Source organism: Tatumella ptyseos ATCC 33301 (genome assembly GCF_000735525.1).
Taxonomy (GTDB): Bacteria; Pseudomonadota; Gammaproteobacteria; order Enterobacterales; family Enterobacteriaceae; genus Tatumella; species Tatumella ptyseos.
Map to the genome: position 1 here is coordinate 130,587 of NZ_JMPR01000020.1, position 16,454 is coordinate 147,040.

The 16,454-nt window shown below is 53.9% G+C and carries 14 protein-coding genes; 6 read left to right on the forward strand and 8 right to left on the reverse strand.

Translation table 11 applies throughout. From position 1 onward, the window contains the following. Positions 1–72 precede the first annotated feature (72 nt). From cueO to GTPT_RS05940, 4 genes are all read left to right on the forward strand, one after another. Entirely contained in the window at positions 73–1,728 is a 1,656-nt protein-coding gene (gene cueO / locus GTPT_RS05925) for a multicopper oxidase CueO (RefSeq protein WP_025901264.1), read from the forward strand. 207 nt (positions 1,729–1,935) lie between these two features. Then, a complete protein-coding gene (gene hpt, locus GTPT_RS05930) occupies positions 1,936–2,472 on the forward strand; it encodes a hypoxanthine phosphoribosyltransferase (protein WP_029990224.1) in 537 nt (178 codons plus the stop codon). 306 nt (positions 2,473–2,778) lie between these two features. Next, entirely contained in the window at positions 2,779–3,705 is a 927-nt protein-coding gene (locus GTPT_RS05935) for an ABC transporter ATP-binding protein (protein ID WP_025901266.1), read from the forward strand. After that, positions 3,702–4,472, forward strand: a complete 771-nt coding sequence (locus tag GTPT_RS05940; RefSeq protein WP_025901267.1) for an ABC transporter permease — start codon at positions 3,702–3,704, stop codon at positions 4,470–4,472. The genes GTPT_RS05935 and GTPT_RS05940 overlap by 4 nt, the downstream gene beginning before the upstream one ends. Before the next feature lie 77 nt (positions 4,473–4,549). On the opposite strand, the gene panC is transcribed toward GTPT_RS05940, so the two are convergent. The 8 genes from panC to thpR all read right to left on the reverse strand — a co-directional run bounded on the left by panC (position 4,550) and on the right by thpR (position 11,131). Continuing rightward, a complete protein-coding gene (gene panC, locus GTPT_RS05945) occupies positions 4,550–5,398 on the reverse strand; it encodes a pantoate--beta-alanine ligase (protein WP_025901268.1) in 849 nt (282 codons plus the stop codon). Positions 5,399–5,424: 26 nt separating this feature from the next. After that, on the reverse strand, positions 5,425–6,219 hold the full coding sequence (gene panB / locus GTPT_RS05950; RefSeq protein WP_025901269.1) for a 3-methyl-2-oxobutanoate hydroxymethyltransferase: 795 nt from the start codon (positions 6,217–6,219) through the stop codon (positions 5,425–5,427). Between the two features lie 83 nt (positions 6,220–6,302). Continuing rightward, entirely contained in the window at positions 6,303–6,782 is a 480-nt protein-coding gene (gene folK, locus GTPT_RS05955) for a 2-amino-4-hydroxy-6-hydroxymethyldihydropteridine diphosphokinase (RefSeq protein ID WP_025901270.1), read from the reverse strand. 3 nt (positions 6,783–6,785) lie between these two features. Beyond that, a complete protein-coding gene (gene pcnB, locus GTPT_RS05960) occupies positions 6,786–8,195 on the reverse strand; it encodes a polynucleotide adenylyltransferase PcnB (protein WP_206749751.1) in 1,410 nt (469 codons plus the stop codon). 89 nt (positions 8,196–8,284) lie between these two features. Next, positions 8,285–9,166 (reverse strand): tRNA glutamyl-Q(34) synthetase GluQRS, encoded by an 882-nt coding sequence (gluQRS, locus tag GTPT_RS05965; RefSeq protein ID WP_029990223.1) that lies wholly within the window; start codon positions 9,164–9,166, stop codon positions 8,285–8,287. Positions 9,167–9,238: 72 nt separating this feature from the next. Continuing rightward, positions 9,239–9,694 carry an RNA polymerase-binding protein DksA gene (gene dksA / locus GTPT_RS05970; protein ID WP_025901272.1) on the reverse strand — a complete coding sequence of 152 codons (456 nt, stop codon included), beginning with the start codon at positions 9,692–9,694 and terminating at the stop codon, positions 9,239–9,241. Between the two features lie 179 nt (positions 9,695–9,873). Next, positions 9,874–10,578 carry a DNA/RNA nuclease SfsA gene (gene sfsA / locus GTPT_RS05975; protein ID WP_029990222.1) on the reverse strand — a complete coding sequence of 235 codons (705 nt, stop codon included), beginning with the start codon at positions 10,576–10,578 and terminating at the stop codon, positions 9,874–9,876. A 13-nt stretch (positions 10,579–10,591) separates the two neighbouring features. Beyond that, positions 10,592–11,131, reverse strand: a complete 540-nt coding sequence (thpR, locus tag GTPT_RS05980) for an RNA 2',3'-cyclic phosphodiesterase (protein ID WP_025901274.1) — start codon at positions 11,129–11,131, stop codon at positions 10,592–10,594. A 139-nt stretch (positions 11,132–11,270) separates the two neighbouring features. On the opposite strand from thpR, the gene hrpB reads away from it, so the two are divergent. Together hrpB and mrcB are read left to right on the forward strand one after the other, a co-directional pair. Next, positions 11,271–13,718 (forward strand): ATP-dependent helicase HrpB, encoded by a 2,448-nt coding sequence (gene hrpB / locus GTPT_RS05985; protein ID WP_156022684.1) that lies wholly within the window; start codon positions 11,271–11,273, stop codon positions 13,716–13,718. Between the two features lie 95 nt (positions 13,719–13,813). Further along, on the forward strand, positions 13,814–16,312 hold the full coding sequence (gene mrcB, locus GTPT_RS05990; RefSeq protein WP_029990219.1) for a bifunctional glycosyl transferase/transpeptidase: 2,499 nt from the start codon (positions 13,814–13,816) through the stop codon (positions 16,310–16,312). The last annotated feature ends 142 nt before the right edge of the window (positions 16,313–16,454 follow it).

Genomic DNA, 16,454 nt, shown 5'->3' on the forward strand with positions numbered 1-16,454 from the left:
GTGAGTATTGACCTTCCCGCAGGGAGAGGGTTTATGCTTAACAAATGCTTTTTCGTCTAAGGATATTCCGTTATGCAGCGTCGAGATTTTCTGAAGCTGACTACTGCGTGTGCAGCGGCAGGCTTACTCCCGATCTGGAGCCGTTCACTGATGGCTGCGACAAGACCGTTATTACCCGTACCGTCACAACTGATGCCGGATATCCGTCAGCGTATCCGGCTGACGGTAATGACCGGAGTGACCCGGTGGCAAGGCCAGGAGGTGCCCACCTGGGGCTACAATGGCAGTTTACTGGGCCCGGCCATCCGTCTTCGCCGTCAGCAGCAGGTCACTATCGACATTAATAACACGTTACCGATGGCAACGACGCTCCACTGGCATGGACTGAAAGTCGGGGGGGATGTGGATGGCGGGCCGCAGGAAGTGATCCCGGCGGGAGGTCGCCGGGAAGTGACTTTTACGCCGGATCAGCAAGCGGCGACTTGCTGGTATCACCCGCATTATCACGGCCATACCGGCTATCAGGTCGCCAAAGGGCTGGCAGGAATGTTGATCATTGATGATGATGAAATTGACCTGCTGCGCTTGCCGATTGAATGGGGAGTGGATGATATTCCGCTGGTATTTCAGGACAAGCAATTGACCGCTGATGGTTCGCAGATTGACTACCAGCTGGACATTATGCGGGCTGCGGTCGGCTGGTTTGGCAATATGATGCTGACTAACGGTGTCAGCTACCCGCAGCATGCGGTCCCCCGTGGCTGGGTGCGTTTCAGGATGCTGAACGGCTGTAATGCCCGCAGCCTTATCCTTAGCGCCAGTGATCAACGTCCGCTCTATGTTATTGCCAGTGATGGTGGTTTACTGGCTCAGCCCGTCAAGGTGGATAGCCTGGAAATGATCCCGGGCGAGCGCTTTGAAGTGATGGTCGATACCAGTGACGGTAAAGCGTTTGACTTAGTGACGCTGCCTACAGAGCAGGCCGGCATGGTACTGGCGCCGTTTGACCAGCCATTACCGGTACTGAATGTGCTGCCGATACGTATTGCCGGCAGCAGCACGCTGCCGGATACTTTATCGGTCATGCCATCACTGCCAGCACGGGAGAGTCTGGCGGGGATGACAAAACGAACATTGCAGTTATCCATGGATAAACAACTGGACCAGCAGGGAATGGCGGCACTGATTAAACGCTACGGACATAAAGCGATGGGCGGCATGTCGATGGGTGAAACCGCGTCGTCCGGTAAGGGAATGGCCGGGATGGCAATGCCACATCAGGAAATGTCCTCACCGACGACGGGCAGCGGTATGGATCATATGCCGGGTATGGCGATGGATAAGCCCCCTGCGAATAGCACCGGAAAAGCGTATGATTTTCATCAGGGTAATAAAATCAACGGTAAAGCCTTTGATATGAATCACCCCGCCTTTGATGTACCGATTCAGACGACAGAGATTTGGCGCATCAGTGGCCAGGGAGACATGATGCTGCATCCTTTCCATGTCCATGGGACTCAGTTCAGGATCCTCTCTGAAAACGGATTACCGGTCGCTGCACATCGGCAGGGATGGAAGGATATCGTCCGGGTGGAAGGGGGAGTCAGTGAAATTCTGGTGAATTTCACCCATACCGCCAGTCAGAGCCAGGCCTATATGGCCCATTGCCATCTGCTGGAGCATGAAGACACCGGGATGATGCTTGGCTTTACGGTCAGCCGGACCTGATATTCGTGGCGCAGTTTATCCCGCCTTCCCGTTACAGGTGGGGCCGGGGAGGGGAAGGGGCTCCGGGCGCAGGGACTTAATCGGTTCTCAGGCTATCGTGCAGGGCCTGGTCTGTGCGATAATCCCCGCCATGATCTGTGGATCATGACTGTATTAATCCCCGCCATTAATGAGGTTAAGCTGAGTAAAATCAGTGAGATATATATTATGAAACACACCGTAGAAGTGATGATTTCTGAAGAAGAAATCAGACAGCGTATTACAGCTCTGGGCCAGCAAATTTCTGCAGATTACCGTGATCGCGGCAATGATATCGTGCTGGTCGGCCTGTTACGTGGATCATTTATGTTTATGGCCGATTTGTGCCGGGCAATAGACGTTTCTCACGAAGTCGATTTTATTACGGCCTCAAGTTATGGCAATGGTATGTCGAGCACCCGGGATGTCAAAATCATTAAAGATCTTGATGAAGATATCCGCGGTAAAGACGTGCTGATTGTTGAAGATATTATTGATTCCGGTAACACCCTGAGCAAAGTGCGTGAGATCTTACGCCTGCGTGAGCCAAAGTCTCTGGCCATTTGTACGCTGCTGGATAAGCCTGAGCGCCGTGAAGTGAACGTGGATGTTGAGTATGTTGGCTTCACCATCCCGGATGAGTTCGTTGTGGGCTACGGTATTGATTACGCACAGCGTTATCGCCATCTGCCGTATGTCGGCAAAGTGGTTATTCTGGAACCCTGAGTCCGGCATATCAATAGCACAATCTTTCAGGCCGGTTAATCCGGCCTGATTTATACTGAGCACTCTTTTTCACCGATGCTGTCATTACTGACAAGGCACCACCGGTCTGTCTGCGTTGGTCCGGGTTTTGCCGGTCTGTCACCCTCTTTCGGACAGCCATTGCCGTCATCCGTCAGGTATCCTGTGGTGTACGTTCTGCTACCGGACGGTTCAGATAGCGGACTTCACCCGCTGTTTGCGGGGATCCCGACGAAATTGCGGTAAAAATTAATTTTAACTCCTTCATTATCTCAGGATGGAACAGGTATGACGTATGCACTGGAAATCTCCGGGCTGACTAAAACCTATGGTGAGAATATCCATGCCCTTAAAGGGCTGGATCTGACCGTCAGGGCCGGAGATTTTTACGCGTTACTGGGCCCGAACGGTGCCGGTAAATCCACCACGATAGGTATCATCAGTTCACTGGTGAACAAAACTTCCGGACAGGTGAAAGTGTTTGGCTATGATCTTGAAAATGACAAGGTCAATGCTAAACGCCAGTTAGGCCTGGTACCGCAGGAATTCAATTTTAACCCCTTCGAAACCGTACTGCGGATTGTTGTCAGTCAGGCAGGGTATTACGGCGTTGAGCGGAAAGAGGCATTGATCAGAGCAGAGAAGTACCTGCGACAACTGGATCTCTGGGAAAAGCGTGATCAGCGGGCAAGAATGTTGTCCGGCGGGATGAAACGTCGCCTGATGATAGCCCGTGCGCTGATGCATGAACCGAAGTTGTTAATTCTTGATGAACCGACGGCCGGGGTCGATATTGAGCTTCGTCGTTCCATGTGGACGTTCCTGAAAGCGCTGAACGAGCAGGGGACGACGATTATTCTGACGACCCACTATCTGGAAGAAGCCGAAATGCTGTGCCGTAATATCGGCATTATTCAGCGGGGAGAGCTGGTAGAAAATACGTCGATGAAAGCCCTGCTCGGCAAGCTAAAGTCTGAAACCTTTATTCTGGACCTGTCGCCGGACAGTCCGCGTCCGCAGCTTGACGGGTTCACTGCTCAGCTGGTGGACTCCTCAACCCTGGAAGTCGAAGTTCTGCGTGAGCAGGGACTGAATGATGTCTTCAGTCAGCTGACATCACAGGGAATTTCGGTATTGAGTATGCGTAATAAAGCCAACCGTCTGGAAGAGCTGTTTGTCAGTCTGGTCAATGGTTCTGCGGAGGGAAATTCATGACGCATTTATACTGGGTCGCGTTAAAGAGTATCTGGGGCAAAGAGATCCATCGTTTTATGCGGATCTGGATACAGACACTGGTGCCGCCGGTGATCACCATGACACTCTATTTTATTATTTTCGGTAATCTGATTGGTTCCCGAATCGGTGATATGCATGGCTTCAGCTATATGCAGTTTATCGTGCCGGGTCTGATTATGATGTCGGTGATCACCAACTCCTATTCCAACGTGGCTTCCTCTTTCTTCAGTGCAAAATTTCAGCGCAATATTGAAGAGTTACTGGTCGCTCCGGTGCCGACCCATATCATAATTGCCGGCTATGTCGGCGGCGGCGTAGCGCGGGGGATCTGTGTCGGGATCCTGGTCACGGCAATTTCTCTGTGCTTTGTACCGTTTCATGTCTATTTCTGGCCAATGGTTGCGTTAACCATCGTCCTGACATCGGTGCTGTTTTCGCTGGCCGGGCTGCTGAATGCGGTATTTGCCCGTTCGTTTGATGATATCAGCCTGATCCCGACGTTCGTTCTGACACCGCTGACCTATCTGGGAGGCGTGTTTTATTCGCTGTCTCTGCTGCCGCCGGTCTGGCAGGTGATTTCCAAACTGAACCCTATCGTCTACATGATCAGCGGGTTCCGTTATGGCTTCCTGGGGATCAGTGATGTTCCGGTCGCGTTAACCATTACTATTCTGCTGGTCTTTATCGCAGCTTTCTATACCCTGGTCTGGACACTGATCCAGCGCGGCAGAGGCTTACGTAGCTGATCTCCGCTCCCCGCCACCTCCCGGCGGCGGGGAGACCTTCCCGTCTTTTCTTCTGCAGTCAGTTCACCGGAAACCTGCTAAAGAGCCACCGTCTGATTATCAATCAGTCTGGCATCACCGAGCCAGGCCGCCATCAGGATCACCGCATTACGGCTGTCAGATGTCAGCGGTTGCAGCGTCTCGCTGTCGCAAATCGCAATATTATCAGGGGTAAATCCGTATTCACGGAGCTGTGATCCCGCCTCCGCGATAAGTGTGCTGATATCGGTTTGTCCGGCCGTCAGTTGATCGGCGAGAGTGTTCATGACCTGGCTCAGGTAAGGGGCTTTGTTACGCTCTTCCGGCGTCAGATAGCCATTACGCGAGCTTAACGCCAGGTTATCCGGGGCTCGCACGGTAGGTACTCCGATTATCTCTATCGGGTAACCCAAATCGGCGACCATTTTACGGATGACGAGTAACTGCTGAAAATCTTTCTCGCCAAAACAGGCGACATCCGGGCGTACCATATTAAAGAGCTTACTGACAATGGTGGTGACCCCCCGGAAATGGCCTGGCCGGCTTGCCCCTTCGAGTAAACCTGAAAGTCCGGGCACCTCAACAAAGGTCTGATCGTCAGTCCCCTGAGGATAAATAGCACTGACCCCGGGCACAAACAGAATATCCGTCCGGTGTTGTTCCAGCTTTTCGCTGTCTTCGCGGAATGTCCGGGGATAACGGGACAGATCCTCAGGCTTATCAAATTGCATCGGGTTCACAAAAATGGAAGCGACGACGATATCTGCATGGGCTCTGGCGGTAGCGATCAGTCGCAAATGTCCGTCATGCAGGTTTCCCATCGTTGGTACCAGGGCGATGCGCAGGTTTTTACGCCGCAGGCGACTGATTTCTTCCTGTAAGGCTGCGGGTGTTTCAATAATAAGCATGGAAGGTTTCCTTTCTTATTGAAATTTCAATGAAAACTGTGTTCTTCCGCCGGGTAACTGCCTTCAGCCACCTGACGTTTATACAGCGCAATCGCGGTGCGGATATCCCCGGTATCGGCAAGGAAGTTTTTACTGAATTTCGGAGGCTTACCGGGGGTGATCCCTAAGGCATCATGCATGACCAGAATTTGTCCGTCGGTACCGGCACCGGCACCGATACCGATCACCGGAATGGATAACTCCGCGGTAATATGGCGAGCCAGCGATACCGGTACGCACTCAAGTACCAGTAATTGCGCGCCAGCCCGTTCGAGTGCCAGTGCATCACTGATCAGAGTGTCAGCCGCCGCCTGTTCGCGGCCCTGGACCTTGTAACCGCCAAAAATATTGACTGACTGAGGCGTCAGTCCCAGATGTCCGCAGACCGGTACTGCCCGTTCAGTCAGACAGCGTACGGTCTCACTCAGCCAGGCGCCTCCTTCCAGTTTGACCATATTGGCCCCGGCGCGCATAAGCTGTGCGGCATTTTCACAGGACTGTTCCGGGGTGGCATAGCTCATAAAGGGGAGGTCTGACATCAGCAACGCGGCGGGGGCCCCTTTACGCACCATGGCGGTGTGATAAGCAATATCCGCTACGGTGACCGGTAAGGTTGAGTCATGGCCCTGAAGGGTCATCCCCAGCGAATCCCCGACCAGCAGAACAGGGATCGCCTGCTCTGCAAAAAGGTGAGCAAAGCTATAATCGTAGGCCGTCAGCGCAGCAAATTTCTCTCCTGACTGCTTCCATTTTCTGAGATCCCGAAGGGTCACCGGTTTCATAATAACCTCTTGTCATCTTTTTTTTGATGCTGAAGTTTACCGGAATGTGATGAGCGGGGAAATGATCCCCCGCAGAGAAGACGTTACCAGAGGCTGATTTCGCGGCTATCCAGTGCAGCCAGTAACTCACTGACGGTTCGGCCATCCGGGAGACGGCAGTCCGGGGCGATTTCATTCAGGGGCAGCAACATAAATGCGCGGCGGTGCATATCGTAATGCGGGACGGTTAACCGCGGAGTGTCGATAATCTGCTGACCAAATAACAAAATATCGAGATCCAGCGTGCGTGGCCCCCAGCGTTCATCTTTGCGGATACGACCCTGTTCCAGCTCAATACGCTGGGTGTGATCAAGCAAGTCGGCGGCTTCCAGTGACGTTTCAAGGGCAATCACCGCATTCAGGTAATCCGGCTGATCGGGAGGGCCGTAAGGCGGAGTACGGTACAGGGAAGAGGTCGCGACACGCTGGCTGCCGGGAATGGCATCCAGCGCGTTGAGTGCGGCCTGCACCTGGTGCAGAGGGTCAGCAAGGTTGCTGCCCAGCGCAATGTAGACCCGGGTCATTAATCAGCTCTTCCGGGCTGCAGGCTGACGGCGACGGGAGCGATTATGCCGGCGGCGCTGCGTAGGATCCGTGCCCAGGCTCTGGATCATCGAGGCCTGACGCGGAGGCGGGGCTGACTGGAACTCACCCCACCACTGGGCCAGACGTTCCAGCTCAGCATTATTTTCGACTTCAGCGCGCAGCAGCAGTAAATCGTAAGCGGCCCGGAACTTCGGATGTTCCATCAGCTTCCAGGCGCGTTTGCCGTGCCTGCGAGGTAAACGAAGCTGCAGTGACCAGATATCACGGATCAGGCTGGTAATGCGTTTAGGAATGGCGATGGCACGGCAGGCTTCATCCAGCGTATCGTTCATCGCCAGGGCAAAGGCTTCGTACCAGGGCAGACCGCTTTCCTGGGCAATTTGCTGCGCTCGTTCAGATTGCGGATACCAGAGCATGGCCGCAAACAGGAACGCCGGGTTCACCCGCATATCATTGTGAATTCGGGTATCGGTATTTTTCAGCACCTGAACAATCATACGTTCCATTGCACTATCTTCCTGAGCGGTCAGATACTGTGTAATGGTCGGGAACAGGGGCTGGAAGAGCTGGTATTGTTTAAGCAGAGCATAGGTCTGCTCGCCATAACCGGCCTGCAGCAGCTTCAGTGATTCTTCAAACAGACGTGCGGAAGGAACATCTTTCAACAGGGTTGCCAGCCGTGTAATCGGCTCTGCGGTGTGTGGATCGATGGACATATTCAGTTTAGCCGCGAAACGGACAACACGGATCATCCGCACCGGATCTTCACGGTAACGGGTTTCCGGATCACCAATCAGGCGAATAATGCCCTGCTGTAAATCCTGCAGACCGCCGACATAATCACGGACCGTGAAGTCGGCTACGCTGTAGTAGAGGCTATTGATGGTCAGGTCGCGCCGCTGGGCATCATCTTCAATTGAGCCAAAAATATTGTCCCGCAACAGCATTCCGTTCTGACCGCGCTGAGACTGATTGCGATCCTCTGCGGTATCGGTCGCTGTTTCCAGCGCGTGATGCCCACGGAAGGTGGCGACCTCGATAACCTCAGGGCCGAACATGACGTGAGCCAGACGGAAGCGTCTGCCGACCAGGCGGCAGTTACGGAACAGCTTGCGCATTTGTTCAGGGGTGGCGTTGGTGGTAATGTCGAAATCTTTCGGTTTTTTACCCAGCAGAAGATCCCGGACACCGCCGCCCACCAGATAGGCTTCAAAGCCCGCTTTATTTAAGCGATACAACACCTTCAGCGCATTTTCGCTGATGTCCCGGCGGGAGATATTATGCTGATCGCGTGGAATGACAGTCATCAGATTTTGGTCTTTTTTCTCTGCGGGGGCTTCTTCTTCACGAAGGAGGACTTTCCGGCAGAAATTCGCTACTCGGGTAAAAATGGTACACCTCGACAGTGGCATAAATTAAGTGATGCTCAAAACAGCGGCTAATCATAGCCTGTTGTGAGCTGTTTGAGAATGCTGTTAGGTTATCCGGTCGGGATTAATGCATCTTTCATCGGAATTTTCCCCGGATCCCATTGTTTTATTGCCTGTTTTAACAACGCATCCCGCGAAAGGTCCCGCCAGAGCTCAGGCAATGGCTGGCCTAAAAACTGTAAAGCACAGGCTAAGACCGGCCGGGGATCATCAGCCGGTAACGACGGAGCATGGTTCTGTTTTGATAATTTCCCCCCGTCTGGCGTGATGACCAGCGGCAGGTGCATATAGTCGGGCACCGGCCAGCCCAGTTGCTGATACAAACTGATTTGCCTGACCGTGGGTTCAATCAGGTCTGCGCCCCGCACGATTTCCGTCACTCCCTGATAATGGTCATCCACCACCACGGCGAGGTTATAGGCAAATAATCCGTCACGGCGATGAATGATAAAGTCTTCGGCGGCCAGTTGCGGATGCGTAACTATGTTACCGCGCAGGCGGTCGGTGAATGAGAAAACCGGATGTTGCTGAAAAAAACGCAGGGCAGCCTCATTGGCAGGCAGATTCAGATGACGGCAATGTCCGTCATAATAGCCTCCGGTTTGTTGAATACGGCGGCGACTACAGTGGCAGAAATAACTCTGGTGGTGTGAAATGAGCTGCTGAAGAATGTCATGATATGCCCCGGCCCGTCGGGATTGCCACAGTATATCGCCGTCCCAATGCAGTCCGTAATGGTCAAGTTGCGTCAGGATGGTGTCAGCGGCGCCGGGGGCCTCGCGGGGAGGGTCAATATCTTCGATGCGAACCCGCCAGGTGCCTTGCTGTGCCCGGGCGCTGAGATAACTGCCGAGGGCGGCAATCAGCGAGCCGAAATGCAAGGGGCCGGAAGGTGAGGGGGCAAAGCGCCCGATACAGGAATTTTTTAACATCATAAGCAGAAATGGCCGGACAACACTGCCGCAATGGCAGTGCTGTCCGGCAGAGTAAGCTCAGGACCGGAGTTAACCAGCCATTTGCTTTTCACGGATTTCGGCCAGCGTCTTACAATCGATACATAAATCGGCTGTCGGACGAGCCTCAAGACGACGGATGCCAATCTCTACACCGCAGGATTCACAGTAACCGAAATCGTCATCTTCGACTTTTTTCAGGGTTTTCTCGATCTTTTTGATCAGTTTACGTTCACGGTCACGGTTACGCAGTTCCAGACTGAACTCTTCTTCCTGAGCGGCCCGGTCAACCGGATCCGGGAAGTTCGCCGCTTCGTCCTGCATATGTGTGACAGTACGGTCGACTTCATCCCTGAGTTGATTACGCCAGGCTTCAAGAATTTTTCTGAAGTGAGTCAGCTGGGCTTCGTTCATATACTCTTCGCCCGGTTTCCCTTGATATGGCTCCACCCCAGCGATGGCGAGGATACTCAGGGACGATGTTTTACGGTTTTGCCCTTCTTGCATGCTGTTTCTCCTGGATAACACGCACTATCGATTCCCATAGAGGGAAAAAAACAGGCCGCTATAAATAGCAGAAGCTATCCCTATTGGCAATTACTGATATTGTGTCTTGTTGCTCGCTTGTCAATAAGTTTGACATCAAAGCATAGAATAATCTTTGCAATACACATGATTGCGGCCTTTTACTGCCCGAAAGCCATAGAAAATTCTATTTTAGCATCGGCAGATGTCAGAGAGGCTTTATAGACCAGAATTTCGACCCCGGCGAGTCTGGCTTGATCAAGAAGTGCGGCATAGCGGGGATCAATGTGTCGGGCGACGTTTATTTGTTCAATTCCGCTATGTAAGACAGCAAAAAAAAGGACGGCCCGTTGACCGGACTCAGCAATCGCCATCAGTTCCCGCAGATGTTTTTGCCCGCGAACGGTAACGGCATCCGGGAAATAGCCTTTTCCCTCCTCCAGCAGCGTGACCGATTTTACTTCAACATAGCAATCAGCGACTTCCGGTGCCCGGAGCAGAAAATCTATCCGGCTGCCCTCTGCGCCGTATTTCACTTCACGTTTACAGTCGCGGTAACCCGCCAGTTCAGAGATCACTCCGGCGGTGAAGGCTTCGTAAAACAGTGAATTAGCCCGCAACGTGTTCACGCAAATCATATCGCCGGCAGCGGTTTCGGTCAGTTCCCAGCTATGAGGGTACTTACGGGTTTTACTGTCAGAGGTGGAATACCATACGGTATCGCCTGGCGTGGCACATCCTGTCATTGCGCCGGTATTGGCACAGTGAAGGGTAAAAATATCCCCTTGCGGGGTCTCAACATCGGCCAGAAAACGTTTATAACGCTTAATTAAACGGGCAGATTTCAGTGCGGGAATGAACTGCATAATGAAAATCTCTTTATGGGATAGTATCGGTCAGTAAAGGAAAGCGAGCCACACAATGGGAAGCCCGTCTCCGGCCACTGCCGGGGATGGCCATCAGGGAGAAGTCAGTCATCCGGGTTTGCCACGAAAACCCTGGCGCAGGCAGTTTCACCGGCTGGAAAGCCTGATGGATAAGCCGCACATGAGGGTGAAAAGGCAACGAAGGCTGCGGACACCCCTGGCGCGCAGCCCGCGAACGCAACAGGGCTGCCAGTTGTAATAGCCCTGACGGAGCAGCACGGCTCCCCAGCCAGATATGGCCTGACCGGGGCCAGTGGCCGGCATCGTTCAGCGTCAGGGTAAAGGCCGGTTGGCGGATGCGGGCTGCCTGCTGTTGCAAACCTGCGACGGAAAGCTCACTGATCTCCCCGAGCCAGGCCAGTGTCATCATCAGTCCGGCCGCAGGCAGCGGACGCCCGTAATCCGCCGGAAAATGTTCTGCCCGCCAGGCCACCAGTGAACGTTGCAGCGCCGGGGGTAACGTGAGGGCAAAAAAATACTGTTGTCCGGTCATTTCAGCTCCCTCAGACAGAAAAAGACGGTTGCTGTTGTCCGTCAGTCGCGCTGACGTTGAGCGGGTCAGCAAAGGTGAGGATGATTTCGTAGAGTGTTATCATGCCGGCAATATTAACATAGCTTGTGCGGAGTTTTCGTTGCAGTCATTACCGGTCAGTGAAGTGCTGGATGAATTGTCTGAAGCGCTGGAGCGCGCGCCTCAGGTCTTACTGATAGCGCCGCCAGGCGCGGGGAAATCCACCTGGTTACCCCTGCAACTGCTTCAGCGAATGCAGGGTGAGGGACGGATTATTCTGCTGGAACCCCGTCGTCTGGCGGCCAGGAGTGTCGCTCGCCGTCTGGCTGATACGCTGGGTGAAGTCCCCGGGCAGACCATTGGTTACCGTATGCGCGGTGAAAGCCGGACAGGGCCACAGACCCGGCTGGAGGTGGTGACCGAAGGTATTCTGACGCGAATGTTACAGCAGGATCCCGAACTGAATGGCGTGTCGCTGGTGATCCTGGACGAGTTCCATGAACGCAGCTTACAGGCTGACCTGTCATTAGCGTTATTACTGGATGTACAGCAGAGCCTGCGGGATGACCTGAAAATCTTACTCATGTCTGCCACGCTCGACCACCAGCGACTGACCGGGTTGCTTCCCGATGCCCCGGTGATTATTTCAGAGGGAAGGAGTTTTCCAGTCGAGCGGCGGTTTGTTTCACTGTCTGCCAGGCTACCTTTTGCACAGGCCGTTGCCCGCGAAACCGCACAGATAATGAACGATCATCCGGGATCGCTGTTGCTGTTTCTGCCCGGGGAAAAAGAAATTCTGGCAGTTAAAGAGGCACTGAGTAGCCGTCTGAGTGAGGACACCGGCCTCTTTCCTTTATATGGTGCAATGGGGCTGACGGCTCAGCAGCAAGCGATCGCGCCGGCAGCCCCGGGCCGACGAAAAGTGGTGCTGGCGACCAATATTGCAGAAACCAGTCTGACCATTGAAGGAATTACGCTGGTCATTGATTCGTGCCTGGAACGATCCGTCCGCTTTGACAGTAAAAGCGGGCTCAGCATATTACAAACACAGCGTATCAGTCAGGCATCCATGGTACAGCGGGCCGGACGAGCAGGACGACTGGCTCCGGGCATTTGCTGGCATTTAATCAGTCAGGAGCAGGCTGAACGTGCGGCCGCGACAGCAGATGCTGAAATTCTGCACAGTGATCTGACCGGACTGATGCTGGATTTACTGACCTGGGGATGTTCGCAGGTGACTCAGCTTCAATGGCTGGATTGCCCGCCGGAAAAACATTGCCAGGCGGCTCTGCAGGTACTGAAGCAATTGGGAGCGGTCAATGACCGGCATCAGTTAACTGCCCGCGGGCGGCAGATGGCGGCGGCAGGGACCGATCCGCGGCTGGCCGCTCTGCTGAGTGCGGGTATGCATTCCCCGCAGGCGATGGCAACAGCCAGTTTGCTGGTGGCTATTCTGGAAGATCCTCCCCGCCGGCATGACGGGGATCTCGTGTCACTCTTTCTGCACCCGCAGGAGAGCTGGCGTCTTCGCGCAAAAGCGTTACATAAAAAAAGCGGGCTGGCTGCAGCCCGGCCAGAAGATGGCAGGATCGCGGAGTTACTGATGGCAGGGTTTGCCGACCAGTTAGCACGACAGCGTAGTCAGAGCGGGCGCTACCTGCTGGCCAAAGGTATCGGGGCCAGCACCCTGAACGACTCTCCGCTACTCAGGCATGAATGGCTTATCGTTTTGCAGTTATCACTGAACGCACAAGCGTCTGAGGCCCGTATCCGTCTGGCTCTGCCGGTAGATATTACCGCGTTACAGGCCAGCTATCCTGGCCTTGTGACAGAGCGGGATGAAGTGGAATGGGATGAAGAAAAAGGGATACTACGGGTGCGTCGACAGAGGGCGATTGGCGCGTTGATCCTGACTTCCCGTCCAGGAGAACGTCCGGAAGCAGGTCTGCTTCATCAGGCGATGCTGCGCTGGGTCCGGGCGAAAGGTCTGAAGGTCTTACCCTGGTCACCGGCATCTGAACAATTGCGGGCGCGTCTGGCCTGTGCTGCGGAATGGTTGCCGCAGGATAACTGGCCTGCCATGGACGACGAGGCATTGCTGGCCAGCCTGGAAAGCTGGCTATTACCGGAAATGGGGACGGTGACGGATGCCCGTTCGTTTAATACTATTAATATTTCATCAGCTTTATTACATTTAATCACATGGCCACAACGTCAGCGACTGGATAGTGAGCTACCAACTCATTACACTGTGCCGACGGGGAGTCGGTTATTGATCCGCTATACTGTCGGACAATCACCGGTACTGGCTGTCCGCATACAGGAAATGTATGGAGAAGCAACCACCCCGGTGATCGCCGGAGGCCGCGTACCTCTGGTGCTGGAATTGTTATCACCCGCAATGCGTCCGTTGCAAATTACCCGGGATTTAGCGGGGTTCTGGCAGGGAGCCTGGCGAGAAGTGCAGAAGGAAATGAAAGGGCGTTATCCTAAACACCCGTGGCCGGACGACCCGGCGACGGCAATGCCGACGCGACGGAGTAAAAAATTTTCCCCCGGTCATTCATGAACCGGGCTCTCTTTCAGAGGGTTCCGGCATGTAATCACCCGGGATCGGGATTAAAGTAACGCGCATGCTAAGGCTATGCCTGGAGAGTAAAATTCATGTCTGGGAACGATCGCGAACCGATCGGGCGAAAAGGAAAAACGCCTCGTCAACCGGAAAAAAAGCGCCCCCGTGCGAAAAGTAAAAATTCGAAAGCTTATGATGATCATGAGATGAGTGGTTACGAGGAGGAAGTGGCTTTGTCACGTAAAGGAAAGAAGAAACCACCGATGAAGAAAAGGCGCTGGCTGGGATGGCTGATTAAGCTGTTCCTGTTAGGCGCCATTGTGATTGCCGCCTGGGGCGTCTATCTCGACTCTGAAATCCGTCATCGTGTCGATGGTAAAGTCTGGCAGCTGCCGGCTGCTGTGTACGGACGGGTGGTCAGCCTTGAGCCGGGAATGAGTTTTGACCGTAAAGGCATGCTCGAACTGCTGGAAGGGACGCAGTACCGTCAGGTCACGCGTATTACCCGGCCGGGAGAGTTTACGGTCAAAGGAAATACCATCGATTTACTGCGTCGTCCTTTTGATTTCCCGGACGGACAAGAAGGGCAAATTCACGCACAAATGACGTTCAGTAACGGTGAACTGACGGAAATCAAAAACCTGGATACCGGGCGTGATTTCGGGTATTTCCGTCTGGATCCGCGTCTGATCACCATGCTGCAATCCCCGAACGGTGAACAGCGGTTGTTTGTTCCGCGGTCCGGATTCCCGAATCAATTGGTCGATACGCTGATTGCGACCGAAGACCGTCATTTTTATGAACATGACGGTATCAGCCTGTATTCGATTGGCCGTGCATTTGTCGCTAACGTCGTTGCCGGACATGCGGTTCAGGGCGGAAGTACACTGACTCAGCAGCTGGTAAAAAACCTGTTCCTGACCAATAAGCGTACCCTGTGGCGTAAAATCCGTGAAGCCTATATGGCGATTATCATGGATTCACGTTACAGCAAAGACCGTATCCTGGAACTGTACCTGAATGAAGTTTATCTGGGGCAGGCCGGTAATGATCAAATCCGTGGTTTCCCGCTGGCGAGCCTTTATTACTTTGGTCGCCCGGTCGATGAACTGAGTCTGGATCAGCAGGCACTGCTGGTCGGTATGGTAAAAGGTGCATCACTGTATAACCCGTGGCGTAACCCGAAACTGGCGCTGGAACGCCGTAATGTCGTCCTGCGTTTACTGCAGCAGCAAAAGTACATTGATGAAGACCTGTACAACAGCCTGTCTGCCCGTCCGCTCGGGGTACAACCGAAAGGCGGGGTCATTACTCCTCAGCCTGCATTTATGCAGATGGTCCGTAATGAACTGCAGCAAAAACTGGGCGATAAGGTTAAAGATCTTTCCGGCGTGAAGATTTTCACTACGCTGGACCCGATCTCGCAGGATGCGGCGGAAAAAGCGGTCATTGACGGTATTCCGCAGCTGAAAAAACTGCACGGATTGAAAGATCTGGAAACCGCGATGGTGGTGGTTGACCGGAACACGGGGGAAGTCAGAGCCATGGTTGGCGGCGCTGATCCACAGTTTGCCGGCTATAACCGTGCGATGCAGGCGCGACGCTCTATCGGGTCACTGGCTAAACCGGCAACGTATCTGACCGCGCTGGCTCAGCCTCAGACCTATCGTCTGAACAGCTGGATCGCTGACCAGCCGCTGGCACTAAAACAGCCGAATGGCCAGATCTGGAGTCCGGAAAACGATGACCACCGCTTCAGCGGTAAAGTGTTACTGGTCGATGCACTGACGCACTCAATGAACGTACCGACCGTTAACCTCGGTATGTCTTTAGGCCTTGGCAACGTCGTGGATACCTGGGAGAAACTCGGGGTAGGCAAAGATCAGCTCACCGCGGTCCCTGCCATGTTGCTGGGTGCACTTAACCTGACTCCGGTTGAAGTGGCGCAGGCATTCCAGTCCATCGCCAGTGGCGGTAACCGGGCCACACTGTCCGCGGTTCGCTCCGTTATCTCCGAAGACGGTAAAGTGTTGTACCAGAGTTATCCTCAGGCCCAGCGGGTTGAGCCACCGGAAGCGGCTTACCTGACGATGTATGCGATGCAGCAGGTAGTTAACCGCGGCACAGCGCATGCGTTGGGGGCACAATATCCGACCATGCACCTGGCGGGTAAAACCGGGACAACGAACAATATGGTGGACAGCTGGTTTACCGGTATTGATGGTAAGGAAGTGACAGTGACCTGGGTCGGTCGCGATAATAACCAGCCAACGAAACTGTGGGGCTCCAGTGGGGCATTGCAGATCTATCGTCGTTACCTGGCTAACCAGCCACCGACGCCGCTGGATCTGACACCGCCGGATGATGTCACCATGATGAATATTGATTCAGCAGGTAACTTTATCTGTGGCAGCGGCAGTACTACCTGGCGTTCACTGCCGGTCTGGGCATCTGATCCGAATGCGTTGTGTCAGCAACAGCAGCAGCAGCAACAACAGCAGCAGCAGTTGCAGCAACAGCAGCAACAGGAACAGCAGGACAGCAACAGTAACGGTGTTGCTGGCTGGATCAAAGATATGTTCGGGCAGTAACGGACTGAAGTGATCAACAAAAAGGCGCTGCGGCGCCTTTTTTTATGGGCAGATATTTGTGAACTGTAACCGCGCGTCAGACGGTCAATGCAGGGAATAGCGAGGTTCAGGCGAATACTTGCCGTGAACACCGGTCTTTATG